Raw genomic sequence first — 19,444 nt, 5'->3', positions numbered from 1 at the left:
ATTGCCTTTGGCGGGTAATGCTCTAGCTAGGTTAGCCAACTCTTATTGGCTCATACCCAGATAAATTTCGATTGACTTCAAGTTGTTACAAAGGCTACTATCTTACTCAATCTAGTTTTAGATTTTCGTCAAAAAAAGATGTAGCTAATTGAAGTGGACTTACCAGAGCAAAAAAACTTTCTTGAGCTTGCCTCAAACTTGTCTTGAAGTCTTTTTGTGCTTTTAACTTGTTTGATTCCTATAAAAACCATAACATACATCTCACTAATTTATTTGGCAAATCTCAAAATATTTATCTATTTAATAGAACATTATCCTTGGAACCTTTAATAGTCATAACTTACGCGTTTATAGATTAATAGCTAATGAAATTATTTATCATAACCAATTTGTGCAGTTAGATACTTTTGGGTATTTTATAAAGGTATTTAAAGCTAATGTTTTCTAACGAAAATATAGTTAATTATTTTTGGAATCAAAATTTTATTTATTAAATAACTCACAAAATTTTACCTGGGAATATCAAGTTCGCTTAATTACCCATAATTCAAAACTCTTTCTCCTCTACGGTTTTAACGATAAATCTTTCGCAAGACAGATATCAATATAGTTCGGATAAGATCCCCCTATAGCGACCTCCTTAAAAAGGGGGTCGCTACGGTGGTGTATACAAATCATCTAATTATCTAAAAATCTTTAAAACCTTATAAAGAGTCCTGACGGACAATCTCTCTCCTTATTACAGCGGTTCTCGTTTACGTGAGGTACACCCGTAGGAGCACGGCACTGCTCATTGGTGTCAACTTAACGTAAAAACCAGTCTATAACCAGCTTTTAGGATTGTCTCGTTCCCAGTCTCCGACTGGGAATGCCGTCCTTGGGGCTGCTGCCTCTCTTGCTGGCGGCAGAGCCGCCAAGAGCAGCATTTCCAGCCCAGAGGCTGGAAACGAGATTTGAAAAAGCTTTTAGCTTAAGTTGACACCAATGGGCACTGCTGTGCCCCTACTGCTATAAAACAGATTTAGGAAGCAGAGGGGAAAGAGGTAATTTTAATTCTCCCTCCAGCTCCTCTGCCTCTTGTGCCTTATCCCTTACATTTATAGACGATTAGTATCTTTTGTAACTAACTTCCAGCCTTCAGCTTGGTCAATTAGCTTCATCGACTCTAGTTGGAGATTGTTAAAAGCAGATGCATGAAGTAGAAAGTAGGGTTGCCCGTTGTAGTGCCAATAATATTCCAGTTCGCCAACAGAAGCGGGAATGATGGTGCGATCGCTATAATAATCCAACGAGGGACGATGGTAGGGAAAGGATGTGTAAATCTTCCTCGTAGCTGGATTTGCCCGCGCGATCATGGCGGCGACTGGTTTAACTGGATAGGCTTCAGATAATTCCCAAACCCAGTAGTTAGATTTCATTAACAGTAGCAGCGAAATATAACTTCCCCAAAACAAAATCTTCAGAAATTGCGCGTCGCCTCGTTCTGCCAAAATAGCTGCTAAGGTCATAGTTAAAGCTACTGCTGCAAAAATCAGTTGTAAATCTGTTTTTGGTGTTGTACCCCAACTGAAATAAATACTACCAGCAGAAGCGGCTACAGCAAGTATCGCTAAACCAGCGACCCAAGCACGGGGATAGGATGAGAGTAAAGGCGAATTTTCTGTATCTGATAACTGGATACCAAAAGCTAAAGCTAAACTTGGGTAAATTGGGAATAAATACCAGGGAACTTTGGTAATCATGAAGGAAATTACCAGCAGATAAACACCACTCCACGCCATTACTAGTTTTGCCCAGCTAAGGTTGCGGTTTTCCCAGGTTAAGCGGACAGTTTGTGGTAAGAATAATAGCCACGGCCATGTGTATTTTAAAAGTTCAATAACATAGTACCAAGGTGGTTCAGAATTTCCCTCCACAAATGAGCCAATTCGGCCGAGTGATGGGTTTACAATCCCAATTTGGGCGAAAGTGTAACCATAGTGAATTAGTTGGGCACCATACCAAGCAGCTACAGGCAAAATGCCAATTAAGATTGCTATCCACAGATAGTAACAGGTGAGCAGTCGTGGCGTATCCCAAAACAGAAACGCGATCGCGATCGCACCTAGTAATACGCCTAGTAATCCTTGAGTCAGGCAAATAAATCCAAAACTAATACCAACACCAAGGCAATAACGTAAATCCCGGCGCGATCGCAACACGCACAACATCATTACCATCAAAAAACTTACCATCGCCCCATCCAACATTGCCAGCCGCCCATGACGCACTACAGGTAGCATTGTTAGATAAATCAAGGCGCTATAAATAGCAGCCCAACGTTGGCGAAATATCTCTCGAGCAATGCAATACAGTAAAGGTACAGATGTTGCTGTTAAAATTGCTCCAGGCAGGCGCGTTGTCAACTCATTTTCGCCTCCAAGAGAATAAGCCCAAGCAATTAGCAAATGCATCAAAGGCGGCTTGTTATGATATGGTTCGCCTCCTAGCGTTGGGTAAAGCCACCGCATAGAACCTGCTGGAGCGTGCCAAATTTCACGAGCTACCTGTGCCACAGTCCCTTCATCCCAATCTCGCAGCGGCAATCCTCCCAGATTGATGCTAAACAGTAAAACTGCTGCAAACAGCAACACGATTAGCCATACCCAATCAATCCATTTGCCAACCGTGCGATGCTGTTTTTCTAGATGACTCCAAATAAAGCTTCCTTCTTGCATATTCTATGGTAATCATTTTACTTGCTGGTTTGATTACATAGAGACCAAAGCGAATCTCCAATGTTGTCACCCAGTAACAACGTATGTTATTAACAATTGCTAGTTTCCAAGATTAACTCAACTTTCTATAATTAGCGCTATTTTTTGAAAAATTTATATTGGTTATTTAAATAACATTTCAGCTAATAAATGATAAAAATAATACATCTAATAAATTATTTATTACCTGTTATATAGTCCGTAAATAAACTTGTATTTTATTTTTAATGTGGCGCTTAGTTGAAATTTTTCTACTTAGTTTTTATCTGGTTAACTTCAGGAGTTTAGTGAAAATTGCTACACTACTTCAATGATGTGCTGAACACTTAAAGAAATTACCCATAACACTTTTGAATAGTATGGCGTTGCTGAATGAAGGGATGAATCGATTTATGTAGGTACAGTTTGATACTTCAAACAATGAAGTATCAATTTAACTGAGAATCTCAGCATTTCTTCTGTCTTGGAATAGCATAAAGTTTTTCGGTGAATACGTGCCAGATAATGTCTAAGCCTTGTGTTTTCATTTTCAACTCGTGTCATATATGTTTTACTAACAATTTGGTTTCCATCTAGAATAAAACTTGGGTAAACTTTCCAGCCGTCTGTCACATAAAAATAGCTTTTCCACTGTGAGCGCAATTTTCCACAATGGCTCAAAAATTTCGGCACTGGTTGTCGTCCCAAAACCCAGGCTAAAATACCTTGAGTAAAGTGATTTACTGCTGTCCATAACCAAATTTTGTTTTTTTGAGCCAACAAATGTCTCTAATTCATCAAGTTCTCCAACTTCTGGAATTACATCTTCTTTCATTAAATGATTCTGCATTTATGCAGCGCCTTCTTTGCCGTTTATCAAAGTCAGCCTAACTGCCCAGTATTTCACTAATTTGCTCTGCCAGTTTCAATGGACGGAAAGGCTTGGCAAAAATAGCAGCAACATCCAAATCAGTAAATCTCTCTCGATCCGATTGCTGAAATTTGGCTGTTAATAAAATTACTGGAATTTTTTTAGTTGCGGGGTTAGCTTTCAGTTGTTGTAGAGTTGCACGCCCATCCATATCAGGCATCATCATATCTAGTAAGATGACATCTAGTTTATGGTTAACAGCTACGTTTAAGGCTTCTTGACCAGAACTAGCCGTCAAAACATTCCAGCCCGCACCCATTTCTAATCCCAACTTTGCGATCGCCCGCACATCTTCTTCATCATCAACAATCAAGATATTTCTGTTCATAATGACACTCTTGCACAATGTAAGTGCTGATTTGCTTGATCGCTCTTGAGATATTCTAAAGCTAAATCAGGGAAAAGCAGGGGATAATTAAGCAGTTAGAAGCCCTTTATTAGAAAGCTGGTAAAGGTAACAGTACATAAAACGTGCTACCTTCGCCCAAAGTGCTCTCAACCCAGATTTTACCGTTATGTTGCTGGACAATATTTCGGCAAATAGCCAGTCCTAAACCTGTTCCTCCTTTTTTGCGGGAGTCGGATGCATCTACCTGCTGAAAGCGCTCGAAGATTAGTTGTAATTTATCTTCAGGAATTCCTCGCCCTTCATCTCGGATGGTAATTAGCAGGAAACTTGGTAATGGAGTGCCTTGTGTTGAAGAATGCTCATTTTCTCCAAACCCAACACCCTTGTGTTCTGCGAGTGTGGCACTTACCCACACGGTATCACCTGGTTCAGAAAACTTAATAGCGTTACTTATTAAGTTGGTCAGAGTTTGCAGTAGGCGATCGGGGTCTGCCCAAAGATCAATTGCTAGAGGATGGACAATCAGTTTAACTTGCAATTTATCTGCCATTGCCTGCATTGTTTCTGTTGCCATAATCAGCAGGTCAGCAGCGTTGCACTTCACCTTCTGCATGAAGATTTTGACTGATTTCATCCGCTCTAAATCGAGAATATCATTTATTAATCGGATCAGCCGTTCAGTATTAGTGGTAGCAATGCTCAGAACTTTTTGTCCCTGTTCAGTTAGAGTTCCTAATTGTCCTGCACCCAATAAATCTAACGCTCCCATTGTAGAGGTTAAAGGTGTACGTAATTCGTGACTGACTAGAGAGATAAACTCGTTTTCCAAGCGTTTACGTTCGGTGATGTCGTTGGCAATCAATAAAGCGCATTGCACCCCACCCAGGTCAATCAATTCGATAGATAGCAGTATAGTCTTGACCTCTCCAGACTTGGTAGAAAATTCAAATTCCTGATTATAGAGTGACCCAGTATCAGATAAAAGTTGGATGGTCTGAGCGATTGCTACTGCATCCTTACCTAAATTAAGTTCAGCAACCGTATCACCAATCACTTCCTCTAGACAATAGCCGCTCATCTTCAAGAAACTGGGATTGACATCAATAAAGCGAGCTTCCGAAATGGTCGCGATCGCGATTGGATTGGGACTAGAGCGAAAAACTTTAGTAAACTTCTCTTCTGCTTTGGCGCGATCATAAATTTCCTGCTGCAACCGCTCATTTTGAGCTTGGAGTTGTTGTTGCAGTTTCCAGATCGTCAAGTGATTTTCAATTCGTGCTAAAACCTCTTCTAGTTGAAAAGGCTTAGTTATATAGTCCACCCCACCAACTGCAAAAGCTTTCACCTTATCCAGCACATCACCCAAAGCACTGATAAAAATTACTGGAATTTCGCGGGTGCGATCGTTTGCCTTCAGGTGTTGACAGACTTCATAGCCATTCATCTCCGGCATATTCACATCCAACAAAATCAGGTCGGGGGGAACTGCATTTGCTCCCCGTAACCCCGTAGAGCCTTTAGTTACGCTGCGAACTTTATACCCCTGTTCCGTCAGCATGGCAGATAGGAGGTTCAGGTTTTCTGGCGTGTCATCAATCACTAGTATGTCTGCTTTGGGCAAGTTGAATGGCTCTTTAGGCATGGCAATATCGACTTTAGCCAGAATAGGCTACTAATTATTCTTAGAGATTTTAACCTTAGTTCAATGTCTTAATAATCAGTTACAAAAAAAATATCAATTACCCATTTATCTCCCCTAGTTCTCCCCGATTAATTTCTAATGTTAAAAGCATCAAATCAAGTTTGTAGATTACACTACCCAATTACATAACAAGGAGTAACTTATATGCAAAGTTCAACCATACGTAAACCAACTATTCTTGCACCAGGAGAAGGTAATCAATTCTCAATTCTTGGTTCACATTTCACAACAAAAGTAACTGGGGAAGAGACAAATCAAGCTTGGACAATTTATGAAATTACAGATACAGAAGAAAATGGGCCGCCACTGCATACTCACCCTTGGGAAGAAGCATTTTATGTTCTAGAAGGAGAACTAGAAATCCAAGTTGGTACAGAAACAATTTTGGCATCACCAGGCTTTTTCGTTAACATTCCCCACAATGCACCACATGCCTTCAAAATTCGTTCTGCTACTGCTAAATTTCTGGTTTTAATTTCCCCTAAGGGCGCGAAGAACTTTTATGAAGAAATGGGTCAAGTAGCAGATAGCTCATCGCTAAACATGGAAAAAGTACAGCCTGTTTTGAACAAATATGGATTGCAGTTTCTTGCGTGAGCTTTTCATTTGGATGCAGGGCGCACATTTGTACGCCCCTACTAAGACGGGCTATATATAAACACGCAGACTTCGCATTCCAAATCGTCTTTGTTGATAAATAAATAAATTAATTAATTTCTACAAAAGTCCTATGTACTCAATAACAAACAAGCAACCCTATTCTATGCTAAAAGCTGTCCGCCTTTTCGCTACTAGTTCCCTGAGTTTGGGCCTCACCGCTAGCCTTGTTTTTTACCCAAGCGCGAGTCAGGCGGGTAAAAACGACACTGGAGTCCCTGCTGAACTCCAGGGTGAGTGGCGATATGGTCGAATCTCGTCCATCCAATATCAAGATAGTTACACAGGGCAGTCAGCCGCCCCGAACGGTTCTAGCGATCAATTTCAACTTGCATCTAACGGAAACTACAAGCGAAATAGGCTGCTTCAAATCAACACTTACAACTGTGCGTCTAACCTATTCATAGAGGAAAAAGGCAAAGTTAAGATTGAGGCCCAACGCCTGACTTTCCAACCCAGTGACAGCACATCTAAAGGGCAAATTTGCAATAGCGGGCGCACTTACTCCAGCCGCAATACAGCAAAGCCTGAGACTTATCAGTGGTCGATTGAGACGAATGAGTACGGGCAGCAAGTTTTAGTACTTGAGACTGCCGATGGTAAGGGGCGAAGTCATTACGGGCGACCTCAATAAGCATTAAACCTCTTGCAAAAGTGTTTTTTACACTCTTATGGGGAAAGGGTAAAGGTTAAGGGGGAAGGGTTAAATACAAAACCTTTACCCCTTCCCCTTTTCCCGACTTGTGCAAGAAGTCTATTCAAGGGTTAAACATTTTTCTTTCTCTACTCTCCCCTGCCTCCCCTAGTTCTCCCCGATTGTTTTTTAATCTACAAAATATCGAACTGAGGTTATCCCATGATTCACCATATTTCAATTGCTGTTAGAAACCCTAGCCATGTTGCTCAAGTTCTGGCAGAAATCTTAAAAGCGCAAGCTGTTGCATTTCCTCCTAACCCAGGAAGCTATATGGTTATACCTTTTGATGAATACGGTACAGCCATTGAACTTTATCCTTTAGGCTCTCAAATTGAACCTGGTGAAAATGATGAAGAATGCGTATTTGTCCGTACTGCAATTACCTCTATGTATACAGATATTCATGCAGCTATTTCTGTACCCATTAGTCAGAAAGAAATTGAACAAATCGGTGTCCGTGAAGGTTGGCGTGTAGTGCGCTGTAACCGCGACTCTTTCTTTGATGTGATTGAGTTCTGGGTGGAAAACAGATTAATGATAGAATTGCTAACACCAGAAATGGCATCTCAGTATTTGAAATTTGCGACTCAGCAAGAAAATCTGAAATATTTTTTGCCAGAACCAGCATTAGTCACAAATTAATAAACTTTAAGCATTTAACTTGCATGGTTACAGTCCATACAAATTAAATGCTTATTTTTACTCTATATTTGCTAAAAAAGTTCTATCATAAAAATTGCGATCGCTAATTAAATCTCACTTGATTAATTACGAATTACGAATTACGAATTACGAATTACAAGTTATCTCCGTTAGACTGATAATTTCATCAAAGCAGAAGCTGCGGACTAAATTTGCCAATTTTTCTGCCAAAGCAGAATGTGTTTGTGGAATTTGCTCAATTAGTTGGAAAATCCTTTCAGCATCGACTTCAACTGCTGCCTGATTAAGTTCTGTTACCCATTGGGCAGACATAACGGTAATTGCAGAGCGAAGATCCAAGATGGAAAATTGAATATTTTCTAGGTTGTTGTCTGTTGCTTCTTCACGACTTTCTTCTGCGTAAACATAACGCACCTGCAAATATTCAGCTATCTTTTCAAAAATTACCTGCTCCCGGAATGGCTTACGAACCAAGTCGTTGCAACCTGCGGCTAAGATGCTTGCCTGTTGTTCTTCAAAAGCACTGGCGGTTAGGGCAATAATTATAGTGCGGTGATTTGCATTTGTATTTCTTTCCGTGGCTCTAATCTCTTTTGTTGCATCGTAACCGTTCATTACAGGCATCCGCATATCCATCCAAATTAGGTGAGGTTGCCAGGTTTGCCAAATTGCGATCGCTTCTTGTCCATTATTCGCAGCTTTAATCTCAAAGCCAATGCTACCAAGAAGTTGCACAATTAAATCGCGGTTTTCTTTGCGGTCATCCACTACCAGAACACGGTAAGATGGTTGGTCTGCTGCCAGCTTGAGTACACGTCCCTTACTCAATTTTGGTGTAGCTTTCAAAGCTGCGGCTAAATTCACTTGGATTTCAAAACTAAAAGTAGATCCTTGTCTAACGCTACTCGTCAAGTGAATATCGCCCCCCAGTAACCGCACAAATTGACGGCTGATAGTCAGACCTAGCCCAGTTCCCTCCTTGGTTTGGATACCGCTTGTGGTCTGGACAAAAGGCTGAAACAGGTTATTCATTTCTTCTGGTGCTATTCCCCGTCCAGTGTCTTCGACTTCAAAGTGAAGGGATGGGGAAGAGGCAGAGGGACAGGGTGCAGGGGGCAGAGGAGAGGAGTTTTCCCCCTGCTCCCCACTCCCTAACCTGACTCGTAACGTTACTCCCCCTGTTTGAGTAAACTTGACGGCGTTACCTAAAAGGTTAATAAGAACTTGGCGGAGTTTCCCCTCGTCTGTTTGGATATAACGGGGAAGATTGGGAGCAATTTCAAATCTGAGGAACAATTGCTTTGTTTGTGCCCTTACCTGAAACATTTCTTGTAATGTTTGCAACAGCAGATAAAGGTCGAAGTCTTCAGGGTTGAAAATGATTTGTCCAGCTTCAATTTTGGACATTTCTAGAACATCGTTAATTAGGTTGAGTAAGTGTTCGCCACTGCGGTTAATCGTAGCTAAAGATTCACGTTGGTTTGAGTTGAGACTAGTATCTCGTTCCATTAACTGAGAAAAACCCAGAATCGCATTCAAAGGTGTGCGGAGTTCGTGACTCATGTTAGCGAGGAAAGCACTTTTGGCACGGTTGGCAGTTTCGGCGGCTTCTTTGGCAATTCTCAATGCTTCTTCTGCTTGATGCCTAGCTCGACCGATCGCAATTATTTCACCTACCAGTTTCAGTAAATTAATATCTTCTTGGTTCCAGGTTTTCGAGCAGTGAATCATCGCTGCACCAACAAATCCCACTACTTTGCCAGCATGAACCATTGGCACTGCTAGTAAAGACTGAAACGACATACTTTCAAAAACTTTTCGCTCAGGTAGATGGGGTGGTAAATTCTCCACACAAGAGATTTGTCTATGCCTACCACGGAGAATCGGTTCGTAGAAATAAGGGAAAACTTCCACAGGCGAACCTTTTGCAATATCAATCAATGGTGCAACATCTTCACCACACCATTCATGGATGAGGTGGAATTCACGTTGATCTTGGGAGCATTCAAAGATGCAACTGTGTTCGGCACTAATAAACTCAGCGATCGCTCGAAGTGTAAAATTAATTGCTGTTTCTAAATTTTGGTCAATAAATTGGCGAGAAATGCTACTGAGTAAACTTTCGGCTTGAGTCCGACGTTGCAAAGCTGCTTCTGCTTGTTTGCGATCACTAATATCACGAGCTACACCCACAATCTGAAAATTACCTTGGGCATCTTGTGTGCGGACTGCATTAGCAGTTAGCCAAACCCAGCCTTTAGTTCGATGTTTGGCGCGGTACTCAGTTCCCGAAATTCCCTCACCTGTTGCCAGGATACTTTGGGCGGCTTCAAAACATATTGGCAAATCATCAGGATGAGTAAAGGATGCCAAGGAATTACCTTCCATTTCGCTGGGGGCAAATCCTGTAGTGTTCAATATATTAGGAGAAATATAGTTGAAAACCCCATCAGGACTGATGACAAACAGCATATCGTTGACCTTTTCAACGATAGTGCGAAACTTTAACTCACTTTCCTGTAGAGCGGCTTCTGCTTGTTTGCGTTCCAATTCAGCACCGGCACGGGCAGCAAAGATTTTAAGAATGAGTTCCCGTCCCGGATCGTGCTTCATTGGTTTGACATCTATCACTGCTAGATGTCCGATGATTTCGCCGGATGAACTAGTTAGAGGAACGCCAAAAAAACTCTCGGCATTCATCTTCACTAAATCTGCATCTTGGGGGAAAGCGGCTTGTACTGCTTGAGGGTAGTGACAGAGGTTACCTTCCAAGGTATGTTCACAAGGAGTACCTTGCAATTCATACTCCAAATTCTCGTTAATAGCCCCGCCACACCAAAATGCTAAAGTGCGGACTTTAGTTTTTGGCTCATCACCAAACTCAGTGACTAGAGCATATTGAACTTGCAATACTTCGGCAAGGTAACGAACGCAGGAATTGAAAAATTCATCACCTGTTTTTGCTGCTGTGCCCTCAACAATTAAGCGTAAAGCCTGTTCTTGCCGTTTGCGATCGCTAATATCTGTAAAGACAGAATCCAAACAGGATTCTTCTGCGTTGAGACGGAGTGACAACAGTACCCAAACAACAGATCCATCCAAGCGTCGCAGTGCTACTTCAAAATTGCGAACTTCACCGTCTTCTTCTAACTCTGCTAACATCTGCACGCGATCGTCTGGATTGAGATATAAGTCAGTTGTAAAATACTTGCCGATTAAGTCAGCAGCAGAGGTAAAACCTAATATCTCAGCACCACGTTGATTAGCATCGATAATCAATCCATCTTTTTGGCAGGTACGGAAAATCCCCACTTGGGAATTTTCAAAGATGTTGCGGTATTTCATTTCACTACGACGCAAAGCTTCTTCTGCTTGCTTGCGTTCTGTGATGTCGCGTCCCACACCCGCGATCGCAATTTCACCACTGGGAGTGTTGATTGTGGAAGTGTTAAAGTTGAACCATCGCCAGCTACCGTCTTTGTGTCGCAATCGCACTTCAATATCAGTCAGCCTTTCGCCAGTTATAGCCCTTTGTAAGGCGGCAACACTAATTTCTAAATCTTCAGGTTTGGTAAACTCCACCACCGAATGACCTTCGATTTCCTCCAGGCTGTAACCCATAGTTGCAGTTACATTCGGCGAGTGATAAGTAAAAATTCCCTCTGGCGAGAGGACAAATATCAGATCATTGGCATTTTCAACAATGCTGCGGAATTTTAACTCACTTTCTTGGAGGGCTGCTTGGACGCGTTTGCGTTCTGTGGCATCGGTGCCTACTGAAAGTATTTCGACTAAGTTTCCTTGTTCATCTAATATGGGTTTATTGGCCCAGACTATCCAAACGCGATCGCCATTTTGGCATAAGTTCTCATTTTCGTTGAATAGATAGTTTTCTGGATGTTGACAAATATCAACCATTAATGTCTGTAAGTCGCGCCCAGAAGTTTCTGTTTCTGGAACAATTGTGCCAATAACATTACGCCCGATAATTTCATCTAAATCGAAACCAAAAAGCCTTTGACCATAATCATTTAAAAATATGATGTCGCCGTTACCATCCCAACGTAGAATGATGCAGTTGGCTGTTTGTACTAAATCCCGATATTGGACTTCGCTTTGTCGCAAGGCTTCCTCAGTACGTTTGCGAGCAGTAATATCGCGCACTATCGCCAAGATGTGCGGCTTACCGTTGTAAATGCAAGTTGTCCCTTTAACTTCCACATCTATCAAAGTGCCATCTTTGCAGATATCAACTGCTGGCCCATAAAATTGCTCACCAGATTGCGTTGTTTCGAGAAACTCTAAAAAAACAGAATGTGAGTCTGGGTGAATGTAAACAGATGGATGTAACGTGAGAAATTCTTCATAAGAGTAACCGTGCATCTGACAAGCCGCCGGATTAACTTCGGCGACTTTTTCAGTTTCTATTTCAGTAATAAATAGTCCATCATTGATAGCTTCAAAAATACTGCGATATTGTAGCTCACTTTGTCGCAGTGCTTCTTCTGCCCTTTGGCGTTGGGTGATGTCGCGGAAACTCCACACTCTACCAATAATCTGTTCACCGATACGCTGAGGACAGGAATAGCGCTCAAATACTCTGCCATCGCGCAATTCTAATGAGTCGTAACTAACTAGCTCTGGCTGTGAGTACAATCCTCGGACTCGTTGCAAAAATACATCCGGTTCTTTTAGCTGGTTTGCCAGATACGCCAACCGCTTAGGATGATCTGGTTCTGTTAAAAGTTCTGGTGGAATTGACCACATTTCTAAGAACTTTTGGTTGTAACTAGTGATATTACTTAAGCTATCGACTACTAAGATACCGTCTTGAATCGATTCAAAGATAGCGCTTAACAGAGACAAAGAGTTTTCTAAAGCTACTTGAGTTTGTTTGCGTTCACTCAAATCCCGCCCTAAAACCACCAGAGCTTTGCGTCTACCATCCTGGTGAAATAGGGGAGCTTTAATCATATCTACACTGCTCACCGTCCCATCAGGTCGGGGTATAACTTCTTCTACCCGATGCACACATCCCAACTGCCAAGCTTGTTCATCTGTTTTGTCGCAGTTGAGCAAAGCATCGTGATAAAAATTGCTAAATTCTGCTAGTTCTGAATCTGTTTTGCCTTGATAATCAACGCCTTGTAGCTGTAAAAATTCCAGGTTAGCTTGGTTTGACAGCAACCATTTTCCTTCGCCGTCTTTTAAACAGATAATATCGGGTGTAGCGTTAATTAATGTCTGCAAACGCTCCTCAATCTCTTGTAAGGATTCTTGAGTTTGTTTCGCCAGCGTGATATCCCGAATCACCAATATTGCACATTGATCATCAGTCAGTCTGCTACAGTTACCGGAGATTTGTAGTGTTAAAGTCCGCTCACCCTGCTGGAACTGGTAATTTGCTGTTTCGTACTCACCATTGAGTATCCGCACATCAGGATAGGCTGGTAAAGCAACTGGTTGTCCTGCTTGTGCTAGGGGTAGCAAGTCAGTTAACTTCGCACCGGAGACAGTGTTGTGGGGTTGATTCACCAAACCCTCAAAGCTAGGATTGCACCATTGGATGTATCGGTCTTCTCCTACCCAGACTACAGCATCAGCGATCGCACCTAATGTTACTTCCATTTTGATGAGGGTAGCTTGCAATTGCTTTACCTGCTCCAATTGTTTAGCGCTCATCACCAACTCCTTAATATCTCCTAGATAGATCAATCAATTTGGTATAGCGATTGTATCTTTAGTTGATCATTAGGATATTTAACTACAGCAAAACTACATATTTGCTTCAAATATTACAGCAGTAATGCAGATATCAGCATCATAGAGAGGGGCTGGGGGATAAATAACTAATCCCCGAATTAATCTGTGCTGAAAAATTTTTCCGTAATTGCACTTATCTCCCCTATTTCTCCCCTCTTTATCTCTAAATTCAAATCAGAAAAGCAGAGAACACCGCCCAAAACAAGCGTACAATCTCTGCCGTATCAATAAGTCAATAAAAACGGAGAACAAACGTATGCTACACCAAATTAAAGAATTGCTTCAAAACGCTCAACTGCAACAGCAAATCAAAGCAGCAACTAACCAAGCAGAAGCCATCAAAGTGCTGGCGATCGCTAGTGCAGAGAAAGGTTATAACTTCACAGTTGAAGCCATCTCTCAAATGCTGTCCGAACTAACCTTTGTGGATTCCAACGAACTGAGTGAAGAAGAATTACTTAGTGTAAGTGGTGGAGCGATGTCTGATAGTGCGCCTAAGCTATGTCATACAGCGGGCTGTGGTGGCGGACACTGCTCGGTGCAATGATGCCTGATAGAGAGGGTAGGGGTAGAAATAACTAATACCTAGTTTTCAATCCTCCAATTAATCTGTGCTGAAAAACTTTTCTGCAATTGTAACTATCTCCCCTATTTCTCCCCTATTTATCTCTAAATTCAAATCAGAAAAGCAGAGAACACCGACCAAAATAAGCGCACATCTCTGCCGTGTCAATAAGTCAACAAAAACGGAGAACAAACGTATGCTACACCAAATTAAAGAATTGCTTCAAAACGCCCAACTACAACAGCAAATCAAAGCAGCAACTAACCAAGCAGAAGCCATCAAAGTGCTAGCGATCGCTAGTGCAGAGAAAGGTTATAACTTCACAGTTGAAGCCATCTCTCAAATGCTGGCAGAACTGACCTTTGTGGACTCCAATGAACTGAGTGAAGAAGAATTACTTAGTGTTAGTGGTGGATTGATGGCTGATAGCGCGCCTAAGCTATGTCATACAGAAGGCTGTGGTGGCGGACATTGCTAAAAAAGGTATGTAGCTTCTCTTTCTCTTTGGCATTGTAGTCTCCAAGGTCAGTTGTTTTTCTAAAAGAGCTTTTTAGATCCAACTTTGCCAATATTTTAATTTGGATAATTTCCATACTTGGCACTGAGGTTCAACTCAGAAAGAGATACTGCATAACAAATTCCCTCTTTGCTTCTTTGAGCAAGGGGGAGAGGAAATCTCATGAATAATTATTACCACCAATAGGAGAATGTAATTATGTTGTCACAAATTAAAAACCTACTCCAAAACACCCAGTTGCGTGAGAACATGCAAGCAGCAGTTACCCAAACAGAAGCCATCAAACTGTTGTTAATTGCCAGTACAGAAAAAGGTTATAACTTCACGGTTGAAAGCGTAGCTCAAATACTGGCAGAGTTGACCTTTGTAGACTCCAACGAACTGAGTGAAGAGGAATTACTCAGTGTTAGCGGCGGGATGATGGCTGATAGTGCGCCCAAACTATGTCATACAGATTCCTGCGGTGGTGGACACGCTGGTTGTTGCTAAAAAAAGTATGTAGGTTCAATGCAGAAGTAGATGCTGCATAACACAATACTGCTCGGTTAAAGGGAAAAGGAGCGGAAGGCTCGATATATAAGGTTTTTTACCCTTTAACCTTTTTCCTTTCCCTCAAAACCCAACAAGTATTGCTGCATAACAGATTCCTTCTTGGCTTTTTTTATGAAGGTAAAGAGGGAATTTCATTCATAATTCTCACCAACTTTAAGAAAATATAATTCTGACTCCTATTTTCTGCCTTATTCCATTGATACCTCTGTTTTAACTCCCACTATGAGAAATCCAGCTATGGTTCAACAAGTTGTTCGCTTATCCCAACAGAAAACATCAGACAATTTAAGGGCGATCGCAGCCAACGCTAGCTTTATCTGGGAACGCCTTGATGAAAGCAGATTTGCAATTGATGTCGATCGAGTCAACGAACAAGAAATTAACCGTCGTAGACATCGCTGGTGCGAAGTTGCAGCAGAAGGTAAATGGGATACGTTACACAAACGCTTACAGTGGGAAGGGCTAAACCTCGATACTGTTAGTTCCAGATTGGGAACCATTGAGTTACTTGCTGATCAACCTTTGCCTGAGTGGGCAGAAACCTTGCAGCAAATCATCCAAACCGCTACAGGATTCAATTCTGCAACCGAAGTATTTCTACCAATCGATTCACAAGATCCGATTACCTTTGAAGATATCCTTTTGCCTGCTATCTTGGTAGCTAGACAGCAATTACTGACTCGCTGCGACAGCCAATTTACCCAAGAGTGTCTTCCCTTATCGATTCTTTCCCAAACTGCTTACAGTTCTCTAGAACGTGGTCTACTTAAACGACTAGCAGGACTTTGCACTAAGACATTAGATTTTGAATTTTCTCAGGTGCGTCCCTTTGGTCAAAGCTTGCTCGGCTTACTAGGACTGGAAACACAAAACAATAACACTCACTACACCAAGTTCGTCAATCAACTCCTAGAAGATGGAATGCTGACGTTCTTCCAGAAGTATCCAGTTCTCGGTCGGTTAGTGGCAACAGCAGTCAATTTTTGGGTTGAGTTTACTGCTGAATTCCTCGAACGTTTAGTTGCAGATAGAACAGATATTCAACGAACTTTTGATGAAAGAATTATCCCATTTTCTCAAAACAAAGTTACCGAAATTCAAACATCCATTTCCGATGCACACAAACGCGGACGAACGGTGATTTTACTCACCTTTGAGTCTGGACTTAAACTTGTTTATAAACCCAAAGACTTAGGACTAGAGGTTGTCTTTAACCAATTTTTGGATTGGTGCAATCAACACAGCAATCTTTTAGATTTTAAAGTCATTCAGGTGCTAGAGTGCAACGGTTATGGTTGGGTAGAACATGTTGAACAGTTGCCTTGTGTGGATGAAGCCGCTGCGAAACGATTTTATCAGCGTTCTGGGATGTTATTGTGTGTGCTTTACGCTTTGCGGGGAACAGATTGCCATTACGAAAACTTAATTGCCAATGGCGAACATCTGGTGCTGATTGACATGGAAACGCTGCTGCACCATGAACCGAATCTCATTGAAGACTCACCGCTTACCCAAGATTTAGAAACAACCGCCACACGACAATTTTGGGATTCCGTACTCCGCACCGGACTTTTACCGCGTTGGGACTTTAGTGGCGATCGCAGTGTCGCTTATGATATTAGCGGGCTAGGCAGCACAGATCCTCGACTATCTCCCCGCAAAGTGCCGCGCTGGCAGAACATTAATACAGATAATATGCACCTGTTATCTGAGCCTGTAACCTTGCCGATTGGGAAAAATGTGCCATTTTTGGGTGAAGTTGTTCTGTCTCCAAACGATTATCAACTACAAATCACCACTGGATTTGAGCAGATGTATCGCTTTCTGATGGCGCACAAAGATTTCTTACTTTCACGCCAAAGTTTGCTATCTGCTATGCAAAATCAGCAGGTGCGCTTTATCTTCCGCAACACCCGCATTTATGGCATCATCCTCCAAAAAGCTTTAGCACCCGATTACCTCAAACATGGCGTAGATTACAGCATTCAACTCGATGTTCTCAGTCGTGCTTTTCTAGTTGCTCAAGATAAACCGAACGCCTTTCCCCTTTTGAGCGCGGAACTCCGAGCAATGGAACAATTGGATATTCCCTTCTTCACGGCTAGCGCAGTGGTTGATGAACTGAGTTTAAACGGTTCTTCTTCCATTCCCAACTACTTCAAGCAATCCAGTTATCAAGACCTGCTCAACCAGTTACAATCTCTAGATGAAACCGACCTAGCTCGACAAGTAGCGATTATTCAAGGCTCCTTCGATGCCAAGATTGCAACCACCTCCAGCCGCCAAGGTGGGCAATGGCAAGGCGAATCGTTACCGTTGCTGAGTTCAGAACAATTTATTGCCGAAGCCAAGGAAATCGCCACTCAACTGGAAACCAGAGCCATTTCTGATCCTGATGGCAGCGTTAACTGGATTGGCTTAGACTTCGTGCCTCGCGCCGAACGATATCAACTGCAAGTATTGAACAATTGTCTCTCTGACGGACGCTCTGGAGTTGCTTTGTTTTTAGCTGCACTAAGTCAAGTAACTGGTGATTCCCGTTACCGTGATTTAGCATTGAGGACAGTGCAATCTCTGCGTCGCCAAATCCACACCATTGAGCCAGAAACTTGGGAACGTATGGCTCGTTTCATGGGCGTTGGGGGTGCAACAGGTTTAGGATCGATGATCTATAGCCTAGTGAAAATTAGTCAATTCCTTAACGATGCGACGTTGTTGCCAGACGCTCAAGTATTAGCCGATTTGATGACACCAGAACTAATTGCTGCGGACGAACACTTGGATATTATGAGTGGAGCATCTGGGGCAATTTTAGGGCTATTGTCCCTGCATCAAGCCACAGGAGAAGCAACCGTTTTAGAAAAAGCGATCGCCTGTGGACAACATTTAATCAACCGTCAAGTTAGCCACAACGGTGCGCCCAAAGCTTGGCATACTTATTGGGATAAGCCCTTAACTGGCTTCTCTCATGGAGCCGCAGGCATCTCTTATGCCTTGCTCAGACTTTATGCCGCCACCTTGGAGGGCAAGTACTTAGAAGCAGGTTTAGCAGGAATTGAGTATGAGCGTAGCGTCTTTTGCCAGTCCACTGCCAACTGGCCCGACTTCCGCAGAATGGGACAATCAGGGCAACCTGACTTTGCAAATAAGTGGTGTCATGGTGCAGCCGGCATTGGTTTAGGACGCTTAGGCAGTTTGAGAATCGTGGAAACGCCGGAAATTCAACAAGAAATTGAAATTGCTCTCCAAACTACTCAGAGTTTTGGCTTACAGGCGATCGATCACTTGTGCTGTGGCAACTTTGGTCGGGCGGAAGTGCTGTTAGTCGGCGCAAAAATCTGTTCCCGTCCTGATTGGCATCAAATTGCTCACCAGAATGTAACAAATGTTGTGGCTAGAGCCAAGCGAACTGGAGCTTATCAACTGTTCCCCAACTTACCGAATTCTGTATTTAATCCTGGCTTTTTACCCGGTATATCTGGAATTGGTTATCAATTGCTGCGTTTGGCTAACAATGACTTGCCTTCAATATTGTTGTGGGATTGAGCTTGTTGTTCGTACCTAAAAACCACATTTTCAAAAAAAAGCCCTTCCACCGAGGTTGGGGAGGGCTTTTTTTGGGCATCACGAACTGGGTATCTTAAGCTTGTGAATTTTCAAATCTCTCTTTTATGCCTTCAAATGAGCTTGTAGGATCATTTACATTAACAGCAAATCCCGGTGTTGGTATTTCGCCATTTTTATAGATTACAGCGCCGGGAAATGGCGGATATATGAGTGGCGCAATTACACGAGAATATGCTTGTCCGTTATCTTCGATTCTACCTACAACAATTTTGTATTTATCTCCAAAAGATTTTTCAGCTTTTGATACTAGTTCATTATTTAATAATGCGGGATCAAAAGCCATAATCACAACAACAGGCTTGTCAGATTTTAAAACTTCAGCTTCAAAATTATCTCGATTGACAGTTGTTATAGTAGCAGCGATCGCAGGAGATGATAAGAACATCATTCCACTTACAACCAACATTAAGACTACTAACATTAGTCGTTGTGTAATTCTATTAACACTTTCCATGATTTTTGCAGACATATTTCTGTGTATCCATCTCAAATTTCAAGTAAACTAGCACGGCTAAAAAAGCGACACAAGGACAGTTAAGACACTTAAGTAAAAATCTATCAAAAGAGGTAGCTAGGAAATACCGGGAATATTTCATTTGAGTAGAAGCGATCGCTTCCCTTATTTCTCCCCTAGTTCTCCCCGATCACACTTTAATCTTAAAAGTCTAGAAGACTTAAGGTTCTAG

The 19,444-nt window shown here is 42.0% G+C and carries 12 protein-coding genes and 1 pseudogene; 7 read left to right on the top strand and 6 right to left on the bottom strand.

The window, feature by feature from the left end:
* Window positions 1–1,097: 1,097 nt before the first annotated feature.
* From ACEYW6_RS25745 to ACEYW6_RS25730, 4 genes and pseudogenes are all read right to left on the bottom strand, one after another.
* Window positions 1,098–2,717 carry an ArnT family glycosyltransferase gene (locus ACEYW6_RS25745; protein ID WP_412981987.1) on the bottom strand — a complete coding sequence of 540 codons (1,620 nt, stop codon included), beginning with the start codon at window positions 2,715–2,717 and terminating at the stop codon, window positions 1,098–1,100.
* Window positions 2,718–3,146: 429 nt separating this feature from the next.
* Window positions 3,147–3,567: pseudogene (locus ACEYW6_RS25740) on the bottom strand (IS1 family transposase); the annotation flags it as partial.
* Between the two features lie 55 nt (window positions 3,568–3,622).
* Window positions 3,623–3,994 carry a response regulator gene (locus tag ACEYW6_RS25735; protein ID WP_196510968.1) on the bottom strand — a complete coding sequence of 124 codons (372 nt, stop codon included), beginning with the start codon at window positions 3,992–3,994 and terminating at the stop codon, window positions 3,623–3,625.
* 109 nt (window positions 3,995–4,103) lie between these two features.
* On the bottom strand, window positions 4,104–5,657 hold the full coding sequence (locus ACEYW6_RS25730; protein WP_412981986.1) for an ATP-binding protein: 1,554 nt from the start codon (window positions 5,655–5,657) through the stop codon (window positions 4,104–4,106).
* 204 nt (window positions 5,658–5,861) lie between these two features.
* Between ACEYW6_RS25730 and ACEYW6_RS25725 the strand changes: the two genes are divergently transcribed.
* From ACEYW6_RS25725 to ACEYW6_RS25715, 3 genes are all read left to right on the top strand, one after another.
* Window positions 5,862–6,314 carry a cupin domain-containing protein gene (locus tag ACEYW6_RS25725; RefSeq protein WP_412981985.1) on the top strand — a complete coding sequence of 151 codons (453 nt, stop codon included), beginning with the start codon at window positions 5,862–5,864 and terminating at the stop codon, window positions 6,312–6,314.
* A 166-nt stretch (window positions 6,315–6,480) separates the two neighbouring features.
* Window positions 6,481–7,008 (top strand): hypothetical protein, encoded by a 528-nt coding sequence (locus tag ACEYW6_RS25720; protein WP_412981984.1) that lies wholly within the window; start codon window positions 6,481–6,483, stop codon window positions 7,006–7,008.
* Window positions 7,009–7,230: 222 nt separating this feature from the next.
* Window positions 7,231–7,713 carry a hypothetical protein gene (locus tag ACEYW6_RS25715; protein WP_412981983.1) on the top strand — a complete coding sequence of 161 codons (483 nt, stop codon included), beginning with the start codon at window positions 7,231–7,233 and terminating at the stop codon, window positions 7,711–7,713.
* Window positions 7,714–7,860: 147 nt separating this feature from the next.
* Here ACEYW6_RS25715 and ACEYW6_RS25710 read toward each other — a convergent pair whose 3' ends face one another.
* On the bottom strand, window positions 7,861–13,416 hold the full coding sequence (locus tag ACEYW6_RS25710) for a PAS domain S-box protein (protein WP_412981982.1): 5,556 nt from the start codon (window positions 13,414–13,416) through the stop codon (window positions 7,861–7,863).
* Window positions 13,417–13,753: 337 nt separating this feature from the next.
* On the opposite strand from ACEYW6_RS25710, the gene ACEYW6_RS25705 reads away from it, so the two are divergent.
* From ACEYW6_RS25705 to ACEYW6_RS25690, 4 genes are all read left to right on the top strand, one after another.
* Window positions 13,754–14,044, top strand: coding sequence for a Nif11-like leader peptide family RiPP precursor (locus ACEYW6_RS25705; protein ID WP_412981981.1), 291 nt, complete (start codon window positions 13,754–13,756; stop codon window positions 14,042–14,044).
* 214 nt (window positions 14,045–14,258) lie between these two features.
* Complete coding sequence (locus tag ACEYW6_RS25700) at window positions 14,259–14,540, top strand: Nif11-like leader peptide family RiPP precursor (RefSeq protein ID WP_190894266.1); 282 nt, start codon at window positions 14,259–14,261, stop codon at window positions 14,538–14,540.
* A gap of 237 nt (window positions 14,541–14,777) precedes the next feature.
* Window positions 14,778–15,068, top strand: coding sequence for a Nif11-like leader peptide family natural product precursor (locus ACEYW6_RS25695; RefSeq protein ID WP_229466911.1), 291 nt, complete (start codon window positions 14,778–14,780; stop codon window positions 15,066–15,068).
* Between the two features lie 300 nt (window positions 15,069–15,368).
* Complete coding sequence (locus tag ACEYW6_RS25690; RefSeq protein ID WP_412981980.1) at window positions 15,369–18,677, top strand: type 2 lanthipeptide synthetase LanM family protein; 3,309 nt, start codon at window positions 15,369–15,371, stop codon at window positions 18,675–18,677.
* Window positions 18,678–18,771: 94 nt separating this feature from the next.
* Here the strand turns inward: ACEYW6_RS25690 and ACEYW6_RS25685 are convergent, their stop codons facing one another.
* On the bottom strand, window positions 18,772–19,227 hold the full coding sequence (locus ACEYW6_RS25685) for a hypothetical protein (protein ID WP_412981979.1): 456 nt from the start codon (window positions 19,225–19,227) through the stop codon (window positions 18,772–18,774).
* Between the last annotated feature and the right edge of the window lie 217 nt (window positions 19,228–19,444).

This window comes from Nostoc sp. UIC 10607 (genome assembly GCF_047228265.1).
GTDB classification, from domain to species: domain Bacteria; phylum Cyanobacteriota; class Cyanobacteriia; order Cyanobacteriales; family Nostocaceae; genus Nostoc; species Nostoc foliaceum_A.
Note: the sequence above shows the minus strand (reverse complement) of the source record. Positions and strands in the feature narration are given on the sequence as shown.